We start from the raw sequence: 21,533 nt of genomic DNA, 5'->3' as shown, positions 1-21,533 counted from the left end.
AGATGGGGCGGATGACGAGCGGCTCAGGGGTTGCCGTGCGTCGGCGCTCGTGCCGTCAGCCCCGGAGGGGTGCGGAAAGGCTAGGAGCTGCAGGTGTTCAGCATGCTCTGCAGCGCGGACTTCTCCGACGACTGCAGGCTCAACCCCCAGTTGTACTTCACGGTGATCCACATCTTGCTGTAGGTGCAGCGGTACGACGACAGCGGCGGCTGCCACGTCGACGGGTCCTGGTCACCCTTGGACTGGTTCACGTTGTCGGTCACGGCGATCAACTGCGGGCGGGTCAGGTCATTGGCGAAACTTTGCCGTCGACTGGTGGTCCAGCCGCTGGCGCCTGAACGCCATGCCTCGGCGAGGGGCACAACGTGGTCGATGTCGACGTCGGAGGCGGCGGACCAGGTCGCGCCGTCGTACGGGCTGTACCAGCGGCCCGAGGTCGCCGCGCAGCTGCTGTCGGTGACCACGGACGTGCCGTCACGCTTGAGGACCGTCTCGCGGGTGTTGCAGGCCCCGCTGATGGTGATCCAGTGCGGGAACAGATCCCGGGAGTACCCACTCGTCGACCCCTCGCTCTTGACCGTCAGAGCGTTGAGCTGCGACTGGGCACTCGCCTTGGACGGAATACCGGGAGGTGTCGCCGAAGCCACCGAGGCGTCGACGGCGACCAGGCCAGCGCCGGCGACCATGACCGCCGCCGCTCCGGTCAGGGCACGCCGCGCCACCGCAGATGTGGTGAGTCGTCGGGTGAGTCGCATGAAGGCCTCCTCGGCATCCGGGTGGACAGCGAGCATCTCGCCCCATCATGTCCATCGACAGTCACCACTGTAAAGAGCGGGAAAGGCTCCCGCGAACACTGACCACAACCGTTCCCTATCCGCATCATCGACCTCGGGGAACTCGCCTGTCCGCTGCCCTGCCGCCGATCGTGCCTGTCGAGATAGCGGCGAATTGGCGATCAGCGACGATCCGACGTCCTAGAGTGCGACTCTCAGGCTGGCGCTACACCTGCAATTTCGGGAGCGACGGTGGCCAACAACCTGATCGTCATGACATGGAACGTGGAGAACCTGTTCCCACCCGAGGACACCGACACGTCGGCGGCCGACACCTACACCGCGAAGCTCACCTACCTCACCGGTCTGATCGCCGGCACCGGCACCGACGTCGTCGCCCTTCAAGAGATCGGCAGCCTCCGGGCCGCACAGGACCTGCAAGCTGCCCTCGGTGAGCCCTGGCAGGCCATCGTGTCCTCCCACCCGGACAGCCGCGGCGTCCGCGTCGCCGTCCTCGCCCGGCATCCCCTCACTGCTCACCTACCCGGGCGGGCGACGCTACCCCCTCAACGAAGACGAACGCGCTCGCGGCGCCGGCTACGCCCTCCTGCGACGCACCGCCGAAGCCGTCGCCCTGCGCGTACACCTCAACGAAACCCTCGCCGCAGCCGCCGTGAACGGCCAACCAGGCACGCCGACCATCCTCTGCGGCGACCTCAACGACGGCCCTGACGCCATCACCACCGTCCTACTCGAAGGCCCAGCCGACGGAGACGTCAACCGCCCCGACAAAGGCGACGCCGTCCGGCTGTACGACCTCGGACGATGCCTCCCCCCAGCCCGCGCATACTCCCGCATCTACCAAGGCAACGGCGAGCTCATCGACCACATCCTGGCAACCCGCGACCTCCAACCCCCGCGCACGCCGCAGTCGCCGCGCTCATCGCCTTCCACGGACTGCGCACCAGCCAGGTGCAGATGCTGCGGCTCACCGACGTCCGCGACCGAGTGCTGCACGTCGATGATCTGGCGATGCCCCTGGCCGAGCCCGTCCAGCAGGCGCTGGCCGCCTGGCTTGGCCACCGCCGCAGCCGGTGGCCAAGCACCAACAACGCCTACCTATTCGTGACCACCCGGACCGCCAACACCGACCCTCCCGTCAGCCGAACCTGGATCTGCAAGGCCGCCGGACCCCGGTTGTCCACCACCGACATCCGCCAGGACCGCATCCTCGACGAAGCCCAGGCCACTAATGGAGACTTCGACGCCTGGCCGACCTGTTCGGCCTGAGCATCGCCGCCGGCAACCGCTACGCCGCCACCGTAGAACATCCTGACCTAACCGCACTCACCTAGCCGTGCAGAAGATCTAGGACCGCCAGACGCAGCGGCCCTTCCCATTCGGTGAATGGGTTGTCCACGACGATGTCCGGCGAGATGGACGTCAGAGTTTGCACCACGTCGGCGGCTTCGTGGTGTGGCAGCGCTCCTGCTTGCCGTAGGGCTAGGGCGAAGAGATAGGCCCGTTGCGCCGGCACCATATCTGGCCATTGCTGGGCGATGGGATCCGCCTCGATCCCGAACAGAGGAGTTTGCTGCGCGATGCCCATCGGTTCGCGGACGGCGTTCTTGAAGGCGTCGACTGCGATTGCGTCCCGGCGTAGGCGCCGCATCAGGGGGTTGAGCAGGGTAGGGAGGAGATGCGTCATCCTGGGGTGGCGGAAGCGTTCATGAATACGGAGGAAGATCACAGGAAGGTCCTGCGAGGGAGCGAGCGCGAGTGCCAACGCCAACGTGTCGTCCCATTCTCGCGGCGCGCGGCGGGCCTCGTCGTCGCGGAACCATGCTTCCAGGTTGCGGAATGCGGTGACGGATACGGCGTCGTTGGGGAAGAGTTCCACGTAGGCGGCGAGCTTGGCCCCGTTGTACCACCGAGCGCCGGATGGGTCGGTGTGCGCGTCGTCGGTGAGCACCGCTTTGAAGGTGTCGTCGGGCACGGTCCAGCTATCTCTGTCGAGCACCGCCTCGCGCACCTGGTTCGCCCAGCTCTGCGTGGTGGCACCAAGCTTGTCGGCCAGGGCACGCAGAACGTTTTCGTCGCCGCGATTCTCCTGCTTGGCCCAGAGTAGGAAGTTCGGGTCTTCACGGAGTCTTGGATCGGTGTCGGCCTCGTGGCGCAGGATCTCGGCGATGGCCGGGAACCGGGAAGCTGTCGTCGCCAGGGCCGCCATGACGTCGTGCCGGCGGTCCGCGACGTTCCTAGTGCGGTCGCCGGAGCTTCGGCTGAGGCGCTGGTATAGGTCGTCGCCGAAGTGCTCGCGTAGACGGTCCCAATGCTCGGCGATGAGGTCGACCAAGATCTGGTCGGTGGCACCTTCGGGGAGTTTGGTGAGCGTGACGGCGACCGGGCGGGATTCGCCGATCCACTCGGTGATGCCGTGGATGAGCGTGATGTCGCCGAGCATCAGCATGCCGGTCCATGCCAGCTGCCGCAGGTCGTCGAGGTCGGGGCCATAGGCGCAGAGGTTAGCTTTGATCTTCTGCAGCAACCACTGCATGTGGTCGGTGATCACGTCTGTGCCGGCCGTCTGGTCGTTCGCCTTTTGATGCCGTTTGATCGCTTGAACTAAACCGATGAAGGCAATGCGGCGGACTTCGGAGTCGGGCTCCTTTTCCCACTCGGATAGCACCTCGACGAGTTCGTCAAGGGTGAGCGCACTGTGGGTCAGCTCGAACGTCAGCACTTCGCGTAGTTCCGGTTCCACGTGCCCGAGCTGGGCCCACACCTTGACGCAGAGGTCCCGTGACCTCGCGTCGTGTCGGGTGCAATAGCTGCGGAGGATGGCGACCGGGATGGTGTCAGGGATGCCGGAGGTGAGCGTTCGAACGTCGTCGATGAGCTGTTTGGCGAGGTCCTGTACGGCGGGCTGGGACGGCCAGGCGTTGATGACAGCGTCCACATGCCAGGTCAGAGAGTGGGCTTCGCCAGCTGTGCACAAGGCGGCTAGTTCGGCCGGGTCGTAGCCGGCGAGGACAGGCTGTGCTGCTCCGGAGCCGAGCTCATCCTCGGCCGCCGTCAGACGGCTCCATGCCTCGGCGACAGCTCCGGCGACCACGATGCGATGCTCGCTGTGTCCCTCCTCGGCCGACTGGCGCAGCAGCGAGACGAGGACGGCGAATCCTACTTCGGGGCCGAGCACATCAATGGCTACGCCGGCCAGGGGGGCCGCCTGCTTGTAGGGGCCTCGCAGCCTACCGGTTAGCGCCTCGCGGACGGTCTCGTCGTCGCCGTATTTGTCGGCCAGTACGTGGGCCGCCCCGTACGGGCGCAGACCATCCAAGCCTCGCAGCAGCACCGTGGCGGCCTGCTTGGGCGGAAGCGCGGTGGCCAGACCAGCGCTGCCGAAAGAAGCAAGTTTCGCTAGGTCGTCCTGGAGTCGCGGACGTAGGGCTTGGGCGAAGGCCGGGTCGTCGCGCCACTGCTTGGGGATCGCGCCGAGGTTGTAGAGGATCAGGCTGTGCTCGTCCTCGCTGGCCAACTGTTCGGCGACCCAGCCTTTGAAGCGGGCATCATCGGCGAAGACCGTGCAGGCCAGATGCCACGCAAGACCACGATCACCCCCGGTCCGTCCATTAGTCTGGAGGGTTTCCAGCGCGAAGGCGGCGGCGTCGGTGTTCCCGGCGGCGCAGGCGGCGACCAGATCCGCGGCTGGCCAGGGCCCCGTCCTGTAGTCCTCGTGGTAAAGCATGGAGAGCAGCCAGGCGCGCTCCTCCGACCGGAACGCGGAGCCGTCTCGTGGCTCAGCGGCCTTGAAAACCAGGTTCAGCGCTACCAGCCGCAGCGCAGTGGACGGCTGGTGTCGGCACCACTCGATCAGGCGCTCGGTGTCCGGAGCATCCGGCCATCCTTCGCCAAGAGCACGGATCGCGGCCGCCTGGGTGGCCGAGCTGGGCCCCGTCTCGGTGAGCGCTACCAGCGGCGGGACGAGGTGCGGCTGTCCACCGAGCCGTCGGGCGAGAGCTCCAGCCGCGTTGATCTTCACCTCGTCGCTGGGATGCCGTAAGCCCCAGAGAAGATGCTTGGCCGCTTGTTCGTCGGCGATGGGCAGATTGCGCAGCGCCCACATGATCGCGGATGGCTCAGGACGCGGCGCGGTGAGCCACCGTTTCATGATGGGCAAGAGCTGGTTGCTGACGGTGGGGCTCGCGAGCGTTGCGACCAGCGCGGTGATCAGGTTGGCTCGGTGCCGGGCGTAGGGGTGATTCTCCACCCGCTCGACGAGGTCCTTGGTGTGGGCAGCCTGAGCGCGGGGGGTGAGTCTGACGCCAGCGGCCAGCGCGTCGGCCAGCAGCTCGTATCCATCGAGGTCCGCCCAGACGTGATCACCAACGTTCAGTGCCGCCGCGAGCAGGGGTTCGGTGGTGTGCGGGCTGACCTGTGCGCTGAGCAGGGCGAGCAGCACGTCGCGCCAGGCAGGATCGTGAACGAACCGCCGGACAACGTCGAGCTGTTTGTCAGGCGCCAGCATCGCCAGGTGCTGGCCGGCCAGGTGGTCGAGCACGACGCGGTGCAGGAATCCGTAGGAGCCGGCGCCGTGCGAGACGATAAGGCCGAATTCTTCTTCGGCCATCGCGAGGACCGCGTCGGCCAGCCGTCGGGCTTCGGCCAGCTGGTATCCGAGGACTTCGTCATCGATCATCGACTCGACGATGATCTTCCGCATATCCTGTTTGCTGGCGACGCCGGCGGCGTCCTTGAGGCGCAGCCGGTAGGCGACCGCGGCGAACAGTGTGCTGGCGTCGGCGGCGGGGAGCGGTCCGCCGCGAGCGTGCGAGGCCCGCTGTCGCATCTGTGGATGCTTCTCGATCAGCAGCTCGACGAGACGGGTATAGATCTTGAATCTTTGGCGGGGTAACGGCTCGCCCTGCCAGGTCGTCGCGAGCAGCGTGAGGAACAGCGGCGACCGTGACAGCTGAGCGAGGTCGGCGGAAATTTCGAGCTGGGCTAGGAAGGCCTCCACGCCGGCGCCCCAGTGCAGCCGTGGTTCTGGATCAACCTCCGAAGCCGTGCCTCGCTGCAGAATCCCCGCGGCGATGCTGCGGCGCTGCCCGTCGGTCAGCGGCGTGATCTGGGCGTGGGCCCAGGGGCGCTGCCAGTTGAGCCGGTCGACGGCGTAAGGGCGGGTGGAGAGCACCGCAGCGGCGTTCGAGCGGCCTAGGAACGCCTCGAGGACGCCGAGGGCATGTTCGGCTGACCTGACGTCGCTCCACTCGTCGATGCCGTCGACGAACAGCATCAGCCGGTCGTCGTGCAGCGCCCGCTGGGCCAGCGGCCAGAGATCGGCGGCGCTTTGCGACGACAGCCACGCTTCGACCGCGGAGACCAGTGAATTCTCCGTCGAGGCGTCGAGGTGCCGGCACAGGAACCCGAAGGGCAGCCAGACGGGAAGGTCGCCGCCGTGCTCGCGCTGCAGCGTAATCGACTGCGGCAGTTCGGCGAGTAGGTCGGCCGCCGCGAACCGCAGCAAGCTCGATTTGCCCACGCCCGGGCCGCCGATGACGAGCCGGTACTTGCCTGCGGCCAGCCATTCGTCGGCTGGCACCGCACCCTGCGCACTCGGCCCGTCCGCCGTGGCGGCGGCGATGAGCTGCTGGGCCGACCGGAATGATTGGCGGCGAGCGCCCAGGCGCGAGGCGACGTAGGTGAAGCCGTCCTCTGGATGCTCCGATCTGATCGAGCTTTCGGTGTTCGGCTGCTCAACGTCGACGACGCCGCGCTGTTGGGGCCGCGGGTCCACATTCACAATGACGAACTGCTGCTCGGAGGCAGGGGCCTCCGTCTGCTGTATGCCGCCTTGGGCGGAGAACACCGCCTGATAGAGCTGCCGCAACCGCGTGCGCAGCTCCCTGCTCTCCAAAGCGGGCAGGTTTTTCGCCAACGCCTTGGCTGCTTCAGGACCACAGAAGGCCTCGACCCAGCTCCTGCCGAAGAAGTCATCGACGATGCGTGGATGGTCCTTCAGTAGTGCTGATACTTCTTGCACGCCCCAAGGGACGAAAGTCACCCCGAGCGCGGCCAGACGATCGCCTTGCGTCCGGAGCTCCTCGTCGAGCTTGGCGTCTTGCAGGTCGTATGACGTCGCGTAGTAAAAGACGCGGGTCTTGTCCGACCAGTCGCCCTTCAGGAAGTCGTCCACCGCTTTTTTGATCTTGGTAGCGGTCAACGCCTGCACCCGACGCGACTGAAGCGTGATGTAGTCCCGGCCGTTGGCGTCGGCAGCTGTCAGATCCAGGGGCAAGCGTGCATACGCGTCGATGCCCTGCTGACCCTGGCCGGGCACGCCGAACAACTTCGCGTACGTGACCGGCCGAACAGTCTGCAGAAGACGCAGGAAGAGCTTCTCAGCGTCAGGCCAGGTCAACCTCCTGAGAGGCAGCACCTGGGAGTTTGTCCCGACCGGCGGCTCGGGCAGCGGTCCGGTCGGCGCACCCCAGAGGATCGCTTCGGTCTGATCATGAGCCTCGGACTCGCTTGTGATCCCCACCGTCTTACCTCCCCGACCGCCCGAAACACTCACTCTATGCAACCCAGCGACGCTGGGCCGTCGCCACCAGTGGAGTGGTGGCGACGGCCCAAGCTCGGCGGGACGGTACTGCCTCCCATGGCGGACCAGTGGCTTGGTGTGTCGGGTGGCCCTCATGATCGATCCCCTGGTGCCGGCGATCTGCTCGGCTGGTGGTGCCTGCACGACGATTGGTGTGCCGAAGGCGGGATAGGTCAGGTCCAGCGGGACAGGTACCGCCCTGTGCTGCCTCATCGCCGACAAGGGCAACAGCTCCAAGGCCATCCGCACCAGCCTGCGTCGACGCGGCATCGCCCGCACGGTCCCCGAACGCGTTGACCAGCAGGCCAACCGCCGCAGACGAGGCGCCCGAGGCGGCCGGCCACCGGTGTTCGACAAGCAGCTCTACAAGCAGCGCAACGTCGTCGAACGCTGCTTCAACCGGCTCAAACAGTGCCGCAGCGTCGCCACCCGATACGACCGCAACGTCGTACAGGGCCACCGTCACCATCGCCGCACTACTCCAATGATTGTGAACCTTTGAAAACACGCCGTGGGGCGAGCATTGCCTATGGCTGCGAGCAGGCAGCCGGTCGCCACGGCGGCCAACAGGATCTGTTGCCTCCGTGGTTGATGACTGCAGCGCGGCGCCGCGCAACGGTCTGAACGGTCGGGATCCCGACACGACATCGGCGTCGCCGTCGACTACGTTCACGTAGCGAACTGGCCCCCCACCATCCGGCCTGACAAGCCGAGGCGGCGGCCGGAGCTCCACCACGAGACGAAACCGACGGTGATGATCAGACACACGGACCCCCGCCTCACCGCGCTGGCCGCTGCACTCGGCTTGTTCGTCGTGGCCGGCTGCGGGTCGGATGGCGAACCACAAAGCGCCGGCGCTTCGACGACGCCTTCTGTCAGCGCCTCGCCAAGCCCATCGCCCTCCCCGACCGCTTCATTGTCCCCGTCGCCCGCCGTGAGCACCAGCACGCCGGCGCCGGCCGCGCCGAAGCTCGGCCAGAAGCAGACAACGGACCTGGGCGACGTGACCGTCTACAGCGTCAAGTTCCCGGTGCAGGCGCAGGACGACGTCGCCAGCAGGATCCGAACGAAGGGCATGCAGTTCGCGGTCGCCGACATCAAGGCCTGCTCGAACGGCACCACGGACGGCGACGGCTACGGGTTCAGCATCAGCGACTTCCAGCTCGTCGACACGGACTCTCGGACCTACACCTTCTGGAACGTCCAGGTCGGCGCGCGCTCACCCAACCTCGTTGACAGCCTCAGCGCTCTCGCCACACCACGGGCGGGTGCCTGTAAGCGGGGGTGGCTGACCTTCGAGCTGCCACCGAAGACCCGGATCGCATCGGTGGAGTTCGCACCGTCCGGCGGCCTGCCCCTCACCTGGAAAGTCCGCTAGGGCGGCAACGGACGAGTCCGGCAAGGCCGGCTGCACCTGGCACTGGCCCGAGCGGGTTCGAGTAGAGCCGTCGGGCTCTGGACGTGCAACAATCCTGCATGGAGCGTAAGGGGATCAACACCCACCAGGTCTTCGAGGCTGGCATGAGTCGCGTTGTCGCTGAGATCGAAAAGCGAGGAGGCAGCATCGAACGGCACGGAAGGATGCTGACGATCACCACCTCTTTCGGTTCGCCCAACTCGCCAGCCTCTATCCGCGCCAAGGTGACCTCCAAGACATCCGGTGACTGGCAGACCTCGACCCGAGAGGGGCAACAGTCGGACGGAGACATGACTGGCGCGGACTATTGGGTGTTCGTGGATCTCGGAGTAGATCCCTCTGACTTTTACATTGCTCCGGCATCGTGGGTCCACGAAGAGGTCGCGAAACGACACCGACAATTTCTTCTGAAACACGGGGGGAAGCGCCCAGTCAATCCAGAATCGGTGCATCACAAGATCAAGACCGAGTGGATCGCCCAATGGCGGCACCGCTGGGACCTGCTCGGACTCCCGGATCATTAACGTGCGCCCGGCGACTCAGAGGGCGTTTGGCTGCGCGCTCATCTTGCGTGGACCCCGCTTGTCATCAACCAACCGGATGACTTCTTCTTGCGCTCGTCAGGCTGAGGGCCGGCACGACCCGCCCGCCGCCGTGATCACGTTGGCGATTCTCAGGAATTGGCGACTCTCGTACTCTGCGAGTGGAGAGCAGTCACGGGCAGGTACTGGGCATCCCGGATGCCCTGACTCCAGACAGCACACCACCTCTGGGGAGGAGCCGCAATGAAGGCATCGGAGACTAAGCTGCTGGACCTGCTCGCCAAGGGCAGCCAGTTCGTCATCCCCATCTACCAGCGCACCTACTCCTGGACGCAGTCGGAGTGCGCACAGCTGTGGGACGACATCGTCAGGGCGGGAACCGACGACAGCCTCAACGCCCACTTCATCGGCTCCATTGTGCACGTCGAGAAGGGCCTCTCGAACCTCACTTCACAGGAACCGAACCTCGTCATCGACGGTCAGCAGCGCCTGACCACGGTCACGCTGCTGGTCGCCGCGCTCGCCGAGGCCCTCGGCCAGCTCCCTGAGCAAGACCGTGAGCCACTCGACGGGTTCTCGCCAAGGAAGTTGCGCAACCGGTACCTCGTCAACTACGACGAGGAAGATGATCGCTACTTCAAGCTGCTGCTCTCGCAGACCGACCGCGACACCCTCAAGGCGATTGTCGATGGCGCCCAGCTCCCCAAGCACCGGTCAGAGCGCATCGAGAGCAACCTTGCCTTCTTTCAAGGCCGACTAGGAACTCCGGGAATCGACCACAGCACCATCTGCCGGGGCCTAGCCAAGCTGGTCGTCGTGGACATCCGGCTGGACCGCTCCCAGGACAACCCGCAACTGATCTTCGAATCCATGAACTCCACCGGACGCAAGCTCTCCCAGGCCGACCTGATCCGCAACTTCGTGCTGATGGGCCTCGAGCCGTCGACCCAGGAGCGGTTCTACGCCCAGTACTGGCGCCCCATGGAGAGCGACTTCGGCCAGGCCGCCTACGAAGCCCAGTTCGATGACTTCGTCCGCCACTACCTCACGGTGGTAACCGGCTCCATCCCCCGGCTCGGCGACATCTACGAGGCGTTCAAGGCCTACGCCCGGGCGGCAACCAGCGACACCGGCTCGGTGGAGCCCTTGCTCAGTCAGCTCCGCGACTACTCCAGCCGGTACTGCGCGGTAGCGCTCGGCCAGGAGAAGAACCAGCACCTCGCCGCTGCTTTCCAAGACCTCCGTGAGATCAAGGCCGACGTGGTCTATCCCTTCCTGCTCGAGGTCTACACCGACTATGAGCTCGGCACCCTAACCACCGGAGATGTGGCCGAAATCGTCGACCTAATGACGTCCTACATCTTCCGTCGGGCTGTGTGCCGCGTCCCCACCAACTCGCTCAACACGACGTTCGCCACGTTCGCGAAGGCACTACGAAAAGACCGCTACCTCGACAGTGTAAAGGCGCACTTCCTGTCGATGAAGAGCTACCGCGCCTTCCCCACCGACTCCGAGTTCGCCGAAGCCCTGAAGACCACGGATCTCTACCATTTCAAACGCCGTTCCTACTTTTTCCGGCGCCTGGAGAACCACAACCGCAAGGAGCGCGTGACGATCGAGGACTACACAATCGAGCATATCCTTCCGCAGAACGAGAACCTCTCCCAAGAGTGGCGTGACGCCCTCGGCGACAACTGGGGCGAGATCCAGTCCCGCTACCTGCACACCCTCGGCAACCTGACCCTCACCGGATACAACTCCGAGTACAGCGACCACCCCTTCATCGTCAAGCGCGACATGGATGGAGGGTTCAAGCACAGCCCTCTGCGACTGAACCAAGGGCTCGGTCAGCTCGACACCTGGAACGCGGACACGATCCGATCCCGCGCAGCACGCCTGGCCGAGGCCGCGCTCGACATCTGGCAGATGCCCAAGCTGCCGCCCCAGGTGATAACGGAGTTCCAGGAGCCGCGCGCCGAGACAGCGTTTTCCATCGAGGACCACCCAAACCTGCTCCCGCCAGCTCGTCGGGCGCTGTTCGAAAAGTTCCGGTCTGAGGTACTGGCCCTCGATCCCACCGTGACCGAGCAGTTCCTCAAGCTGTATGTGGCCTACAAGGTAGAGACCAACTTCGTCGACGTCGTCCCGCAGGTCGCCAGGCTCAGGCTCAGCCTCAACCTGCCGTTCGAGTCCCTTCACGACGAGCGCGGCCTCGCTTGGGACGTCACCGGGCGAGGGCACTGGGGCAATGGCAACGTCGAGGTCGGCCTCGACGAGGGCAGCGACTTCACCTACGTCATGGGCCTGGTTCGTCAGGCCTACGAGTACCAGATCGCGGAGTGAGCGGTCTACCAGGGCTAAGTTGTACAGCTACAAACAGCCAGTCGCAGGCAGCTCATCGCGCCCGGTTGGCGCAGACCGGCTTACCGGGGCCGCAGCCGAGCTGAAATTGTGCGCGCGCTGACAGGCCCTTAAAGCATCTCTATCGCGCCGAGCAGCTTCCGGCGCGTCGTGCTGGACGAGGTACGGCGCCGGCTCAGCGAGGACGTCGCTCCATCCGCGGCCGCGAGCCACGCTTCCCGTGCCGGAGCTCGCAGCCGGCCATGTTGCACTGAGGCCCCCGCCGTTCGGTGGGGCCTTCGTGTTGGGCGCGTAGCCGCCGGTACCGACGGGGCGGGTCAGACGTCCTGGTGGAAAACCTCTCCGCCGAGCAGCGCCGCGACCGCCAGGCAGCTCGGCTGATCCGGGCAGCCGACTGTCCAGTTCCGGCCGAGCACGAGGTTTACCTCGGCGACACCTTCGAGGAGGTCGGCCATGTTGTTCGGATGCTGCCGTGCCTGGGCCGCGGACCTGTATATGCCGATGGTGTATTCCTCGCCGGCGACGTAGCAGCTGCCCCGCGCGAGCGCGCCGGTCGGGTTGGCGATCGCTTGGTAGCCGGTGCATTCGGTGCCGCCCTTGGCGAGGGCTTCGATAAGTAGCGGAGGGCTGTCGTAGGTGCCGCCGTCAGCGGGCGGGCGGGAGGTGAAGGGTGACGGGCTCGGGCTGAGGAACGCCGGGGCCGATGAGGTGGACGCCTTGGAGGTGGGGGCGGCGCTCGGCTCTTCGGTGCTGCCGCAGCCGGCGAGCGCGACTACCAGGGCAACGGCGGCGAGGTGGCGGGTTCGGATCATGCCGGGCAGAGTAATTGCCGCCAAGCGACGACCGCGCCCGCCATTGCGGCGTCGTCGGCTATCCGACGTCGTTGGGTCCGGGCCTGGGCTCAGACCGCCCGCCCAACCCGTTCACCGGCGTCCGCCGCCGGTCACCGCCAAATCCTCGGATCGTGTGCGGCGGTGCCGGGTGGAGGTCGCCGAGAGGAAGGACGGGCAGCAGTCCGGGCGTCCAGGCTACTGCGGTGAGGCGGGCGTCAAGGGGTGGTCCGGACAGCTGCAGCGAGGTCGCGTCGGGCAGGGCGGTCGGCAGGTGCCAATAGACTTGTTGGAATCCGGCGAGTTCGGTGGGGGTGAGCAGATGCAGGAACCGGGGCGGCGACGCCGATGTCAACCATCGTGACAGAGCCCGACGGGCCGAGCAGCTCGCGCAGCAGCGCGGCGTTGCAACCGTCGGAACCGATCTTCAAGATGTGCCGGCCGGTCAACCCTCGTCGATGGCGTCTGCGGCCTGACGGGGCAAATCCGCGGTGAGCCACGGCGCCTACTCCGAACTGACCGCCTCGTCCGCTCGGCCCGCTCTTCTCGTGCTCAACAGAGCGTCAAGCCGCTGGACTTGCCAAGCCATGTGGAAGTCTGAAGTCGATGTGTGCTGGTCGAAGGTTGCGTACTGCTGTCGCGGGGTGGAGGTCCAGCGGTATGCACCGATGTCCATACGCATGATCGCTCGTGCGGATGGTAGGCCGAGAACGTAGCCGACGTCCATCAAGATCACGGCCGCGGAGCGGATTCCTGCTGCACTGCAACCTCCGCGGCTCCGGAGTCAGAGGCGGATCTGACGAGCAGCCAGGCTCGTCTCCACACTCGCCCGTCGGGTCGGTGAAGTGAATGCCGAGCATGCGGACGAAGCGGTTGTCCGCATCTTCGCGACCGATGCGCACTCCTGCATCTATGGACCTTGGTGTTCATGGTTGCGCCGGGCTGAACAGTGGGTGACCCTATGTGCGCGATATCCATGCCGCTCACCGCATTGGTGATGTGAACAGCCAGAGGAGGCGGTGTTATGGGCCAGACCCCGCGGATGCTCCAGCCCTCCCTGTCTGAGCGTCACTTCTTCGGTGCTGAGCTGCGTCGGTTGCGGGAGCGGGCCAACCTCTCGCAGGCGCGACTCGGCGCCATGATCCGATTCAGCGCTGACCTGGTGCGTCGGGTGGAGACCGCGGACCGGTTCCCGTCCCGGGAATTCGTTGAAGCGTGCGACAGGACGTTGGCGGCCGGAGGAGCGTTGGTTCGCCTGCTACCGCTTCTCGAGGCAAGTCGCGCCAACGAGCGCACGCGGACAACCTCCCCGAGCGGTTCTACCAACGGCAGCACCCTGCTGGCCGCCCAAGCGGAGACGCCCGGGGTGGCGGACATGGTCGTCCGTGTCCCCTTCCAACCAGGCGTTCTTGACCGCGCCGCGCTGGACTGGCTGAACGCCTCAGCGGGACCCCATCTACCCGTGGCCGCCCGAGTCGACGCGCCCGATCAGGTCTGCGAAGAGGATCTCGACTCCGCTGAGACCGTCCTAGCGATGTTCCGCCAGTTGGATCACACCCACGGGGCCGGACGAGTCCACGCCCAGGTGCAGCGGTACGTCGAACGCGAACTGAACCGGCTTCTTGCCAGCCCGCCCGCCTCAGAGGCGATCGGCCGGCACCTCTACACGCTGGCGGCGGGATTCTTCGAGCTCTGCGGGTACCAGGCGGTCGACACGGGTGCCCATGGCCTGGCCCAGCGCCTCTACCTTCGTGCTCTTCGTCTGACCGAAGCCGCCGACGACCGCCTGTACGGCAGCTACCTGCTCGCCGTGAATATCGGCCATCTTGCGCTGCACTGCGGCCACCCCGAGCCGGCACGCCGGATGGCGTTGACGGCGGTGAGAGGAAGCGAGACTCGAGCGACGCCGGCAGTGGCCGCCGCGCTGCACGCGGTGGTGGCGCGCACGCACGCCCGCCTTGGACGCGAAGACGACTGCCTGCTCCACCTCGACATCGCGGAGAAGCAACTGGTCCGCAGCAAGCCCGAGATCGAGCCAGCGTGGATCCAGTACTTCGACGCGGCGTACCTCGCCGACGAGATCGCCCACTGCTTCCATGACCTGGGTCGACCGCGGCAGGCTCAACGGCACCTGGGCGACGCTCTCGCCACCCTGATCCCCACTCACGTTCGGCGACTCGCCATCGACACTGCGCTCCTGGCCTCGTCGCTGGTCGCCGCCGGGCGCATCGACGAAGCCTGCGCCACCGCACGCGTGGCAGTCGACTACACGGCACGTACCACCTCACACCGCTGCCTGCAGCGCATTGTCGAGGTACAGGCCGACCTCGAGCCCTACCGGTGCGAGCCGGAGGTCCGCGAGTTCGGCGAGTATGTGCGCCACCAGCTACCGGTTGCCGCGGTGTGACCCCTGTTGATTGTTGGCCGCACCCCCCATCACCGAGCGGTAGTGAGTCAGCTCCGCCTCCAGCGCCGCGCCTGCTCGATCGGATGTCGCTACGTAGTGGCCGACATCCGGAAGGAGCAACACCTCGGGCACCATACCGAGAGATGTCAACTCCTCGGCGAGTTCCCGCACATCCTCGACGACAGCCACCTCGTCGGCGGTGCCATGAATCAGCAGCACAGGACGCTGGACATCGGCGGCACGGACCGGGCCGGCACCGCCTCCCAGCCGCATCGCGTGCGCCCGCTGGAACCGGGGCACCGTCTGCGCCCACCGGTCCGGATCCACGATCGCCGAAACGGCGGTCGCAGCAGCGAACGGGCCATTCTCTGCCACCGCGTGCAACGCGGTGTATCCGCCGGCGCTGGCACCACGGATGAACACCTGGCCGGGCACCGCCCGTCCCGTCGACAGCAGGTGAACCGCCACCGCCGCACAGTCGCCGACATCGTCCAGGCCCCACCGGCCGTAAAGCGATTCCCGGAACACTCGGCCGTAGCCGGTGCTGCCCAGGTAGTCGACATCAACGACGGCGAACCCGCGACTGGTGAAGAACTGCGCCTGCCAGTCCAGGCGCAGCTGGCAGGACGCGGTAGGCCCAGGATGCGCCCGCACGATCACCGGCGCCCGCCAGTCCGCCGCCGCGTCCGTCGGCGGGTACACCAGAGCGAGCACCTCCCGACCACTGGCCACTCGAACGCGGAGCTCCGTCGGCGTCGATACTCGCGTACGGTCGAGTCCCGCGTGCTCCGGTCTGGCAAGTACCTCCACGCGGACGTCAGCGCCCGCCAGGTCCACGAGAGCGACCTGCGGGGCTGCGGTCGGCGACGATCCGATCAACGCCACTGTCGTCCCTCGAACGGCCAGGTAGGGCTTGATCGACGTGTAAGGAAGGTCGACCGGGCGGACAGTGCCGTCGGGCTCGATTACAACAAGACGGTGTCGTGGCCCTTCCTGCACCACCGCGATAATCCGACCGTCGTCGAGGAACCCATACGACGTGTAGCCCAACTCCCACGGCTCTGCAGCGCACTCACCTGCGATCGACGCCACAGTCTCCACCTCAAGGCCGTTCCATCGGTAGAGGTTCCACCAGCCGCTGCGGTCCGACACGAAGTACAACGCTCCGTCGGGCCCCCACTGCGGCTCCACCGCGGATTCCTCTGGACCGCCGGCCAGCTTCACAGGGTTCTCGACCTCACCTTGCGGTGAGTAGGAGGCAGTCCACACCTCGCAGGCATCCCACGGCATGTCGCGCTCACTCCAAGCGGTCCAAGCCAACCGACCTGGGCCTGGCCGAGGAGCACCGAGGAACCCTGGGGACGAGACGAGAGTCCGCATCTGCGAGGCGCCCATGAACGACACAGCGACGAGCTGGTCACTCTGCTCCGACTCCCGTACAGCCAGCAACTCGCCGTCACCGATCGTTAAGTCGCCCAAGCATCCGTGGCTGACCAATTCGGGTTCATTGCTACAAGGGCGGCTCCGGTACAGGCCGTCTCCAGCGACGCACCACAACGTCCCCGCGGCAACAGCGAACGACCCGCCTCCGTACGCATGCACTCCGCTGGCGACATCGAGGTTCTTCGGACTGACGTCACGCTTGCCATCGCTTGCCCGCCAGCGTGTCACCGTAGTACCCCGGTCCGCTCCGGGGCGAGTCTCCAGCCAATAAAGGCCATCTTCACCGGTACGTAGCTGGTCGTAGCTAACCGAGGCGCGGACGGCGTCGTCGACCGATAATTCGGCGGTCCTGTGCGCCACCCTCACATGTCCTCCTCGAACGACCCTCCAGCGGCCGGACGACGGCAGGCTCCTCAACCGGTCCTCCGGGCGTCGGCAAGGCCGGCGGCTGGTCTCGGCCCTGCAGGCGCCGCGAGTGCTTAGACGACCGACTCTACGCCCGAGCGGTGTGTCCCTGCCGCTGGATGCCTCCTTGTAACTTGCCCGCCCTCTCGTGTCGGCTCTCGATGCAGCGTCGATGCGGACAACAATCCTTGTCCGCATCTCCGGTATCGACCAAGCCATTCAGAGCGAGCCACCATTCGGAGCGAGAAGCCTTTCACGGGTGGCACGGCGATTGATGTTCCGGCCCCCATTACGACTTCAATGGAAGGGTCTAATGCAGCCACAGGATGAATTGGCGCGCTACGGCTACCGCCAAGAGTTGGCACGGAGGCTGCGGTTTCGGGACTTGGTCGCGTATGGCTTGGTGTATATGGTGCCGATCGCGCCGATGGCGATTTTCGGTAGCGTGTACGCCGGCTCCGGCGGGATGGTGGCGCTGGCGTACGCGGTCGGTGTGGTGGCGTTGGTGTTCACCGCGTTCTCGTACGCGCAGATGGTGAAGGCGTTTCCGATGAGCGGCAGCGTCTACAACTACGCCGGCCGGGGCATCAGCGCGCCAGTCGGCTTTCTCGCCGGCTGGGTGATCCTGCTGGACTACGTACTGGTGCCGGGCTTGCTGTATCTGGTGGCGTCGGTGGCGATGCATGCGACGGTGCCGGCGGTGCCGGTGTGGTTGTGGCTGCTGGGGTTCGTCGCGGTGAACACGATGATCAACTCGGTCGGCATACGGATGACCGCGATGGTGACTCGGGTGATGCTCGTCGGCGAATTGATCGTCCTGGCGATCTTCCTGGGCGTCGCCTGCTGGGCTCTCGCATCGGGTAGGGGCCGGTTCAGCTGGGACGCGTTCTACAACTCCGACACGTTCACCTGGGCCGTGGTCGCGGGGGCGGTGTCGATCGCCGTCCTCAGTTTCCTGGGCTTCGACGGCATCAGCATGCTGGCCGAGGAGACCAGGGGCGGTTCTCGGCAGATCGGCCGGGCGATGGCCGCCGTCCTCGTCCTGGCGGGGGTGTTGTTCATCGCCCAGACGTGGCTGGCCGCGATGCTCCTGCCCGACCCGGGCGTGCTCCTGGCGCAGGGTGATCCGAACGGCACTGCCTTCTACGATGCTGCCGCGGTGGCCGGCGGCGGCTGGCTGGCCACCCTCTGCGCCGTCGCGACCGCGATCGCGTGGGGGTTGCCGAATTCGATGGTCGCGCAGGTCGCCACGTCCCGGCTGCTGTACGCGATGGCCCGCGACCGGCAGCTCCCGGCCTTTCTGGCGAGGGTGTCGCTCCGCCGGAACGTGCCGATCAACGCGACCCTGCTCACCGGTGCCGTGTCCCTCACGCTGGGTCTGTACATGGCCACCCGCGCTGACGGGATCACCCTGCTGTCGTCGCTGATCAACTTCGGGGCGATGGTCGCGTTCCTGGTCCTGCACGTCTCCGTGATCGTGCACCACCTCGTCCGGCGGCGCAGCGGCAACTGGTGGGCGCACCTGGTGATGCCGGGGATCGGGTTCGCGATCTTGGCCTATGTGGTGGTGAACGCGAACATCGCCGCGCAGCGCCTCGGCCTGGCCTGGCTCGCTCTCGGCATGGTCGTGCTCGCCGGCCTCTACCTGTCCGGTCGCCGCCCGTCGCTGTCCGGCCTGGCGCCGGCGCAGCGGTCCGCTCGCGACCTGGAGCGGGTGTGACCACGATGTTTTCCGGAAGCCACTTCACGTATCGGCCGGCGCGGGACGAGTTGGCCTACACCTTCGGCGGGCGGATCCCGGTGGCACATGTGCGCTCCGGTGACGTGTTCACCGTGCACACCGAGGACTGCTTCGGCGGCCGGGTGCGCGGGCCGGCGGATCTGCCGTCGCAGGTGTGCGCGATGCCGTATCTGAATCCGGTGTCGGGGCCGTTCTTCGTCGAGGACGCCGAACCCGGCGACACCCTCGCCGTCCACATCGCCTCGATCGTTCCGGCCCGGGACTGGGGTGTGTCCGCGACGTTCCCGTACTTCGGGGCGCTGACCTCCACCCCGCATACCGCGACCCTCCAACCACCCCTCGACGAGCGCGTCTGGGTCTACCACATCGACCCGACCGCCGGGGTCGTGCGGTACCGCGCGACCACCAGTGGCCACACGGTTGAGCTGCCGTTGGATCCGATGATCGGCACGATCGGCGTCGCCCCCGCCGCGATGGAAACCCGCGCCACGATCGTGCCGGACTACTACGGCGGGAACCTCGACACCCCGCACCTGCGCGCCGGCACCACCCTCTACCTCGGTGTCAACGTCCACGGCGCGCTCCTCGCGCTCGGGGACGGACACGCCCGCCAAGGCGAGGGTGAAGCGTGCGGGGTCGCGGTGGAGATCGCCACCGTCACCACCCTCGCCGTTGAGGTCATCAAGGGCGGCCTTCCCACCGGATGGCCGCGGCTGGAAACCGACACCGCGATCATGTCCGTCGGCTGCGCCCGACCACTCGAGGACGCCTACCGCATCGCCCACCAAGACCTCACCACCTGGACCGCCGACCTGTGCCGTCTGGACACCCTCGACGCCTACCAGCTCATCTCCCAAGCCGGCCGGGCGCCGATCGGCAACGTCTGCGACCCCAACTACACAATCCTCGCCGCCATCGACAAAGCCCACCTCCCCCAGCCGCAGCCCGCCTACACAGACGCCCACGCCCGGCTCCGCAGCCTCACCCAGGGGCAGCCATGACCGCGCCGGTACCCGGGCTGCCGCTGCGCGACGAGCTGTACCTGCTCGCCCACAACGACGACACCGGCCAACCCCACATCCACCGCCAAGCCCTGGCCCTCGGTCTCGCCGGCGCCGTCCTCATCGACCTCGTCCTCACCGGCCGCACCACCCTCGACGGCCACGGCCAGGTTGGGGAGCAGCGGGTCCGGCTGCACCTCGACCGGCCCGTCGGCGACCTCATCACCGACACCGCCCTCACCACCCTGCGCCACACCCGGCCCGCCCCACCGCTGCGCCACTGGCTGCGCGGATTCGCCGACGACCTCTACGAACGCACCCGCGCCGGCCTGCACGCCGCAGGAATCCTCCGCCACACCAACCACCGCCGACTCGGCGGACTGATCCGCGCCGACACCTATCTACCCACCCACCAGCGGTGGCCTGTCATCGCGCGCGCTCGCCTGCGCTACCTCGCCGACGGCCGCGAGCAACCCGACAACCACACCGCCGCCCTCGCCGGACTCGTCGTCGCCCTCAACCTCACCGACCACCTCTATCTCCACGACGACACCACCACCGTCGCCGCCCAGCTGCGCGCCATCGCCGAGCAACACCACCGGCCCGTCCGCGACATCACTACCGCCGTCGACGCCGCCGTCGGCGACCTCGCCACCGCCACCTACCGCTAACCACGAGGAAGGACCCCCGACACCGTGATGCTCCCCTCGACGGTCCCCACCCGCCTGGCGGCGAACCTGGTCGGCAGCGTCCTGCTCGCCGACTGCCCCGCCAGCACCCCCGGCCATCCGAGGCCCGCGTCGACCGCGCCCACGGTCACCGGCAGCCGATCCGCCACCACGCACCCCAGCGCCACCGGGCCAGGATTGACCCCGTCGCAGCGGCTCACCGCCCTCGCCCACCCCATCGACACCACACCCGGCGAGGCACCGAAGAAAACGAACGAGCACCTGCCCGGCGGCCTGCACCCATACCTGCCCGAAGCACTCCTGAACGACGCGGACGTGCTGGCCGGCGCGGTAGCGCCCCGAGAACGGGCCACCGACCTCGCCTATCCCCGGCTGCTCATCAGCGGTGTCGTCGCGCTCGTGAGCAGCCAGTACCTCAACCAGGACCTGCGGACGACGAGCCTGCGTGTCATCGCCGACATCCCCGGCATCACCTCCCGCGGCCAGAGCACCGACCTCGTCGGCCCCACCGGCCTGACGTTCACCGTCACCGCCGACGGATCCACCTCGCAGCTCCTGGTGGACCCGCAAGGCGGCGAGGTCCTCGCCGTGCACGAGCGGCTGACCGGCCGGCGGGCGGGCCTGTTCTCGTACGTCCTCATCCTCGAACGCGGCCACACCACCTACGCCGGCGCCCCGTCGGACCCTGACCGGCCGGCCACCAACCTCCACCGTCGCAGGCGCGATCAGCAGCAGGGGTCACCCGAGCTGCGACGCGTAGCCACTGCAGCACCAGGCCACGGAATCATCGCCACCGCCAACCGACAGCGCCGAAGGAAAGAGGTACTTCCTCATGGATCTACATACGTGGGCCGGCTCTGGCCGTCGAACGGGCCCGAGAAAGCACCCCCGCCAGGAGTGGCAGGTGCGAGCAGCCAGGCGCCGTCGGTGATGTCGTCGCAGCTGCAGACGCCGGGCGCCGGCCCCACGCCAGATCGGCCGCGCTACCGCACGCAGACGACGCCTCCTCACACCCCGCTGCGGCCGACGTGGGCATGCCGAGCCTGCGGTCAGCCGTGGCCGTGCCCGCAGGCCCGGCTGCTGTTGAAAGTGGAGTACGAATCGGCGCTCCCCGCGCTCTCGATCTACCTCAGCGGGCTGATGTTCGAGGCGATGCGCGACCTGTTCCACCTCAACCCCCACGACGGACCGAGCCCGCAGGAGATGTTCGACCGCTTCGTGGCCTGGGGCCCCTTCCGCAGATCAATCCTGAAGCAGCAGTGAGCAAACACCGCAGCCTGCCGCTGGTGAGAGGACCTCCACGACGGCCTGGCCGCGACG

13 protein-coding genes and 3 pseudogenes are annotated in these 21,533 nt (G+C 67.0%); 11 read left to right on the top strand and 5 right to left on the bottom strand.

Annotation, left to right across the window (positions count from 1 at the left end; genetic code table 11):
• Positions 1-80: 80 nt before the first annotated feature.
• Positions 81-755 (bottom strand): HNH endonuclease family protein, encoded by a 675-nt coding sequence (locus J3R08_RS08500; RefSeq protein ID WP_209960618.1) that lies wholly within the window; start codon positions 753-755, stop codon positions 81-83.
• Between the two features lie 291 nt (positions 756-1,046).
• Here J3R08_RS08500 and J3R08_RS32635 point away from each other — a divergent pair.
• Together J3R08_RS32635 and J3R08_RS08490 are read left to right on the top strand one after the other, a co-directional pair.
• A pseudogene (locus tag J3R08_RS32635) lies at positions 1,047-1,698 on the top strand (endonuclease/exonuclease/phosphatase family protein); the annotation flags it as partial.
• 53 nt (positions 1,699-1,751) lie between these two features.
• Entirely contained in the window at positions 1,752-2,063 is a 312-nt protein-coding gene (locus J3R08_RS08490; RefSeq protein ID WP_209964515.1) for a hypothetical protein, read from the top strand.
• Positions 2,064-2,124: 61 nt separating this feature from the next.
• Here the strand turns inward: J3R08_RS08490 and J3R08_RS32630 are convergent, their stop codons facing one another.
• Positions 2,125-7,317, bottom strand: coding sequence for an NACHT domain-containing NTPase (locus tag J3R08_RS32630; RefSeq protein ID WP_209960616.1), 5,193 nt, complete (start codon positions 7,315-7,317; stop codon positions 2,125-2,127).
• Between the two features lie 268 nt (positions 7,318-7,585).
• Between J3R08_RS32630 and J3R08_RS08480 the strand changes: the two are divergent.
• From J3R08_RS08480 to J3R08_RS08465, 4 genes and pseudogenes are all read left to right on the top strand, one after another.
• Positions 7,586-7,813 (top strand): annotated as a pseudogene (locus J3R08_RS08480) (transposase); the annotation flags it as partial.
• 498 nt (positions 7,814-8,311) lie between these two features.
• The gene (locus tag J3R08_RS08475; protein ID WP_209960614.1) at positions 8,312-8,755 is read left to right on the top strand and encodes a hypothetical protein; all 444 of its coding nucleotides are present in this window, start codon (positions 8,312-8,314) and stop codon (positions 8,753-8,755) included.
• A 98-nt stretch (positions 8,756-8,853) separates the two neighbouring features.
• Positions 8,854-9,318: a hypothetical protein gene (locus J3R08_RS08470; protein WP_209960612.1), complete on the top strand. Its 465-nt coding sequence runs from the start codon at positions 8,854-8,856 to the stop codon at positions 9,316-9,318.
• 261 nt (positions 9,319-9,579) lie between these two features.
• Positions 9,580-11,679 (top strand): DUF262 and DUF1524 domain-containing protein, encoded by a 2,100-nt coding sequence (locus J3R08_RS08465; RefSeq protein ID WP_209960610.1) that lies wholly within the window; start codon positions 9,580-9,582, stop codon positions 11,677-11,679.
• Between the two features lie 335 nt (positions 11,680-12,014).
• On the opposite strand, the gene J3R08_RS08460 is transcribed toward J3R08_RS08465, so the two are convergent.
• Together J3R08_RS08460 and J3R08_RS32820 are read right to left on the bottom strand one after the other, a co-directional pair.
• On the bottom strand, positions 12,015-12,509 hold the full coding sequence (locus tag J3R08_RS08460; RefSeq protein WP_209960608.1) for a hypothetical protein: 495 nt from the start codon (positions 12,507-12,509) through the stop codon (positions 12,015-12,017).
• A 114-nt stretch (positions 12,510-12,623) separates the two neighbouring features.
• Positions 12,624-12,861: pseudogene (locus tag J3R08_RS32820) on the bottom strand (lantibiotic dehydratase); the annotation flags it as partial.
• Between the two features lie 690 nt (positions 12,862-13,551).
• On the opposite strand from J3R08_RS32820, the gene J3R08_RS08455 reads away from it, so the two are divergent.
• Complete coding sequence (locus J3R08_RS08455; RefSeq protein WP_209960606.1) at positions 13,552-14,934, top strand: helix-turn-helix transcriptional regulator; 1,383 nt, start codon at positions 13,552-13,554, stop codon at positions 14,932-14,934.
• Here J3R08_RS08455 and J3R08_RS08450 read toward each other — a convergent pair.
• Positions 14,914-16,125, bottom strand: a complete 1,212-nt coding sequence (locus J3R08_RS08450; RefSeq protein ID WP_280841720.1) for a prolyl oligopeptidase family serine peptidase — start codon at positions 16,123-16,125, stop codon at positions 14,914-14,916. The genes J3R08_RS08455 and J3R08_RS08450 overlap by 21 nt on opposite strands.
• A 970-nt stretch (positions 16,126-17,095) precedes the next feature.
• On the opposite strand from J3R08_RS08450, the gene J3R08_RS08445 reads away from it, so the two are divergent.
• The 4 genes from J3R08_RS08445 (at position 17,096) to J3R08_RS08430 (ending at position 21,476) form a co-directional block, all read left to right on the top strand.
• Positions 17,096-18,502 carry an APC family permease gene (locus J3R08_RS08445; protein WP_209964063.1) on the top strand — a complete coding sequence of 469 codons (1,407 nt, stop codon included), beginning with the start codon at positions 17,096-17,098 and terminating at the stop codon, positions 18,500-18,502.
• Positions 18,503-18,507: 5 nt separating this feature from the next.
• Complete coding sequence (locus tag J3R08_RS08440; RefSeq protein WP_209964060.1) at positions 18,508-19,524, top strand: acetamidase/formamidase family protein; 1,017 nt, start codon at positions 18,508-18,510, stop codon at positions 19,522-19,524.
• Positions 19,521-20,195, top strand: coding sequence for a GPP34 family phosphoprotein (locus J3R08_RS08435; RefSeq protein WP_209960604.1), 675 nt, complete (start codon positions 19,521-19,523; stop codon positions 20,193-20,195). The genes J3R08_RS08440 and J3R08_RS08435 overlap by 4 nt, the downstream gene beginning before the upstream one ends.
• Before the next feature lie 948 nt (positions 20,196-21,143).
• Positions 21,144-21,476: a hypothetical protein gene (locus tag J3R08_RS08430; RefSeq protein ID WP_209964057.1), complete on the top strand. Its 333-nt coding sequence runs from the start codon at positions 21,144-21,146 to the stop codon at positions 21,474-21,476.
• The last annotated feature ends 57 nt before the right edge of the window (positions 21,477-21,533 follow it).

Origin of the sequence: Micromonospora sp. HB375 (assembly GCF_017872985.1) — a bacterium.
GTDB lineage: Bacteria > Actinomycetota > Actinomycetes > Mycobacteriales > Micromonosporaceae > Micromonospora > Micromonospora chalcea.
The sequence above is the reverse complement of the archived record's forward strand: the minus strand, read 5'-3'. Positions and strand labels throughout refer to the sequence as shown.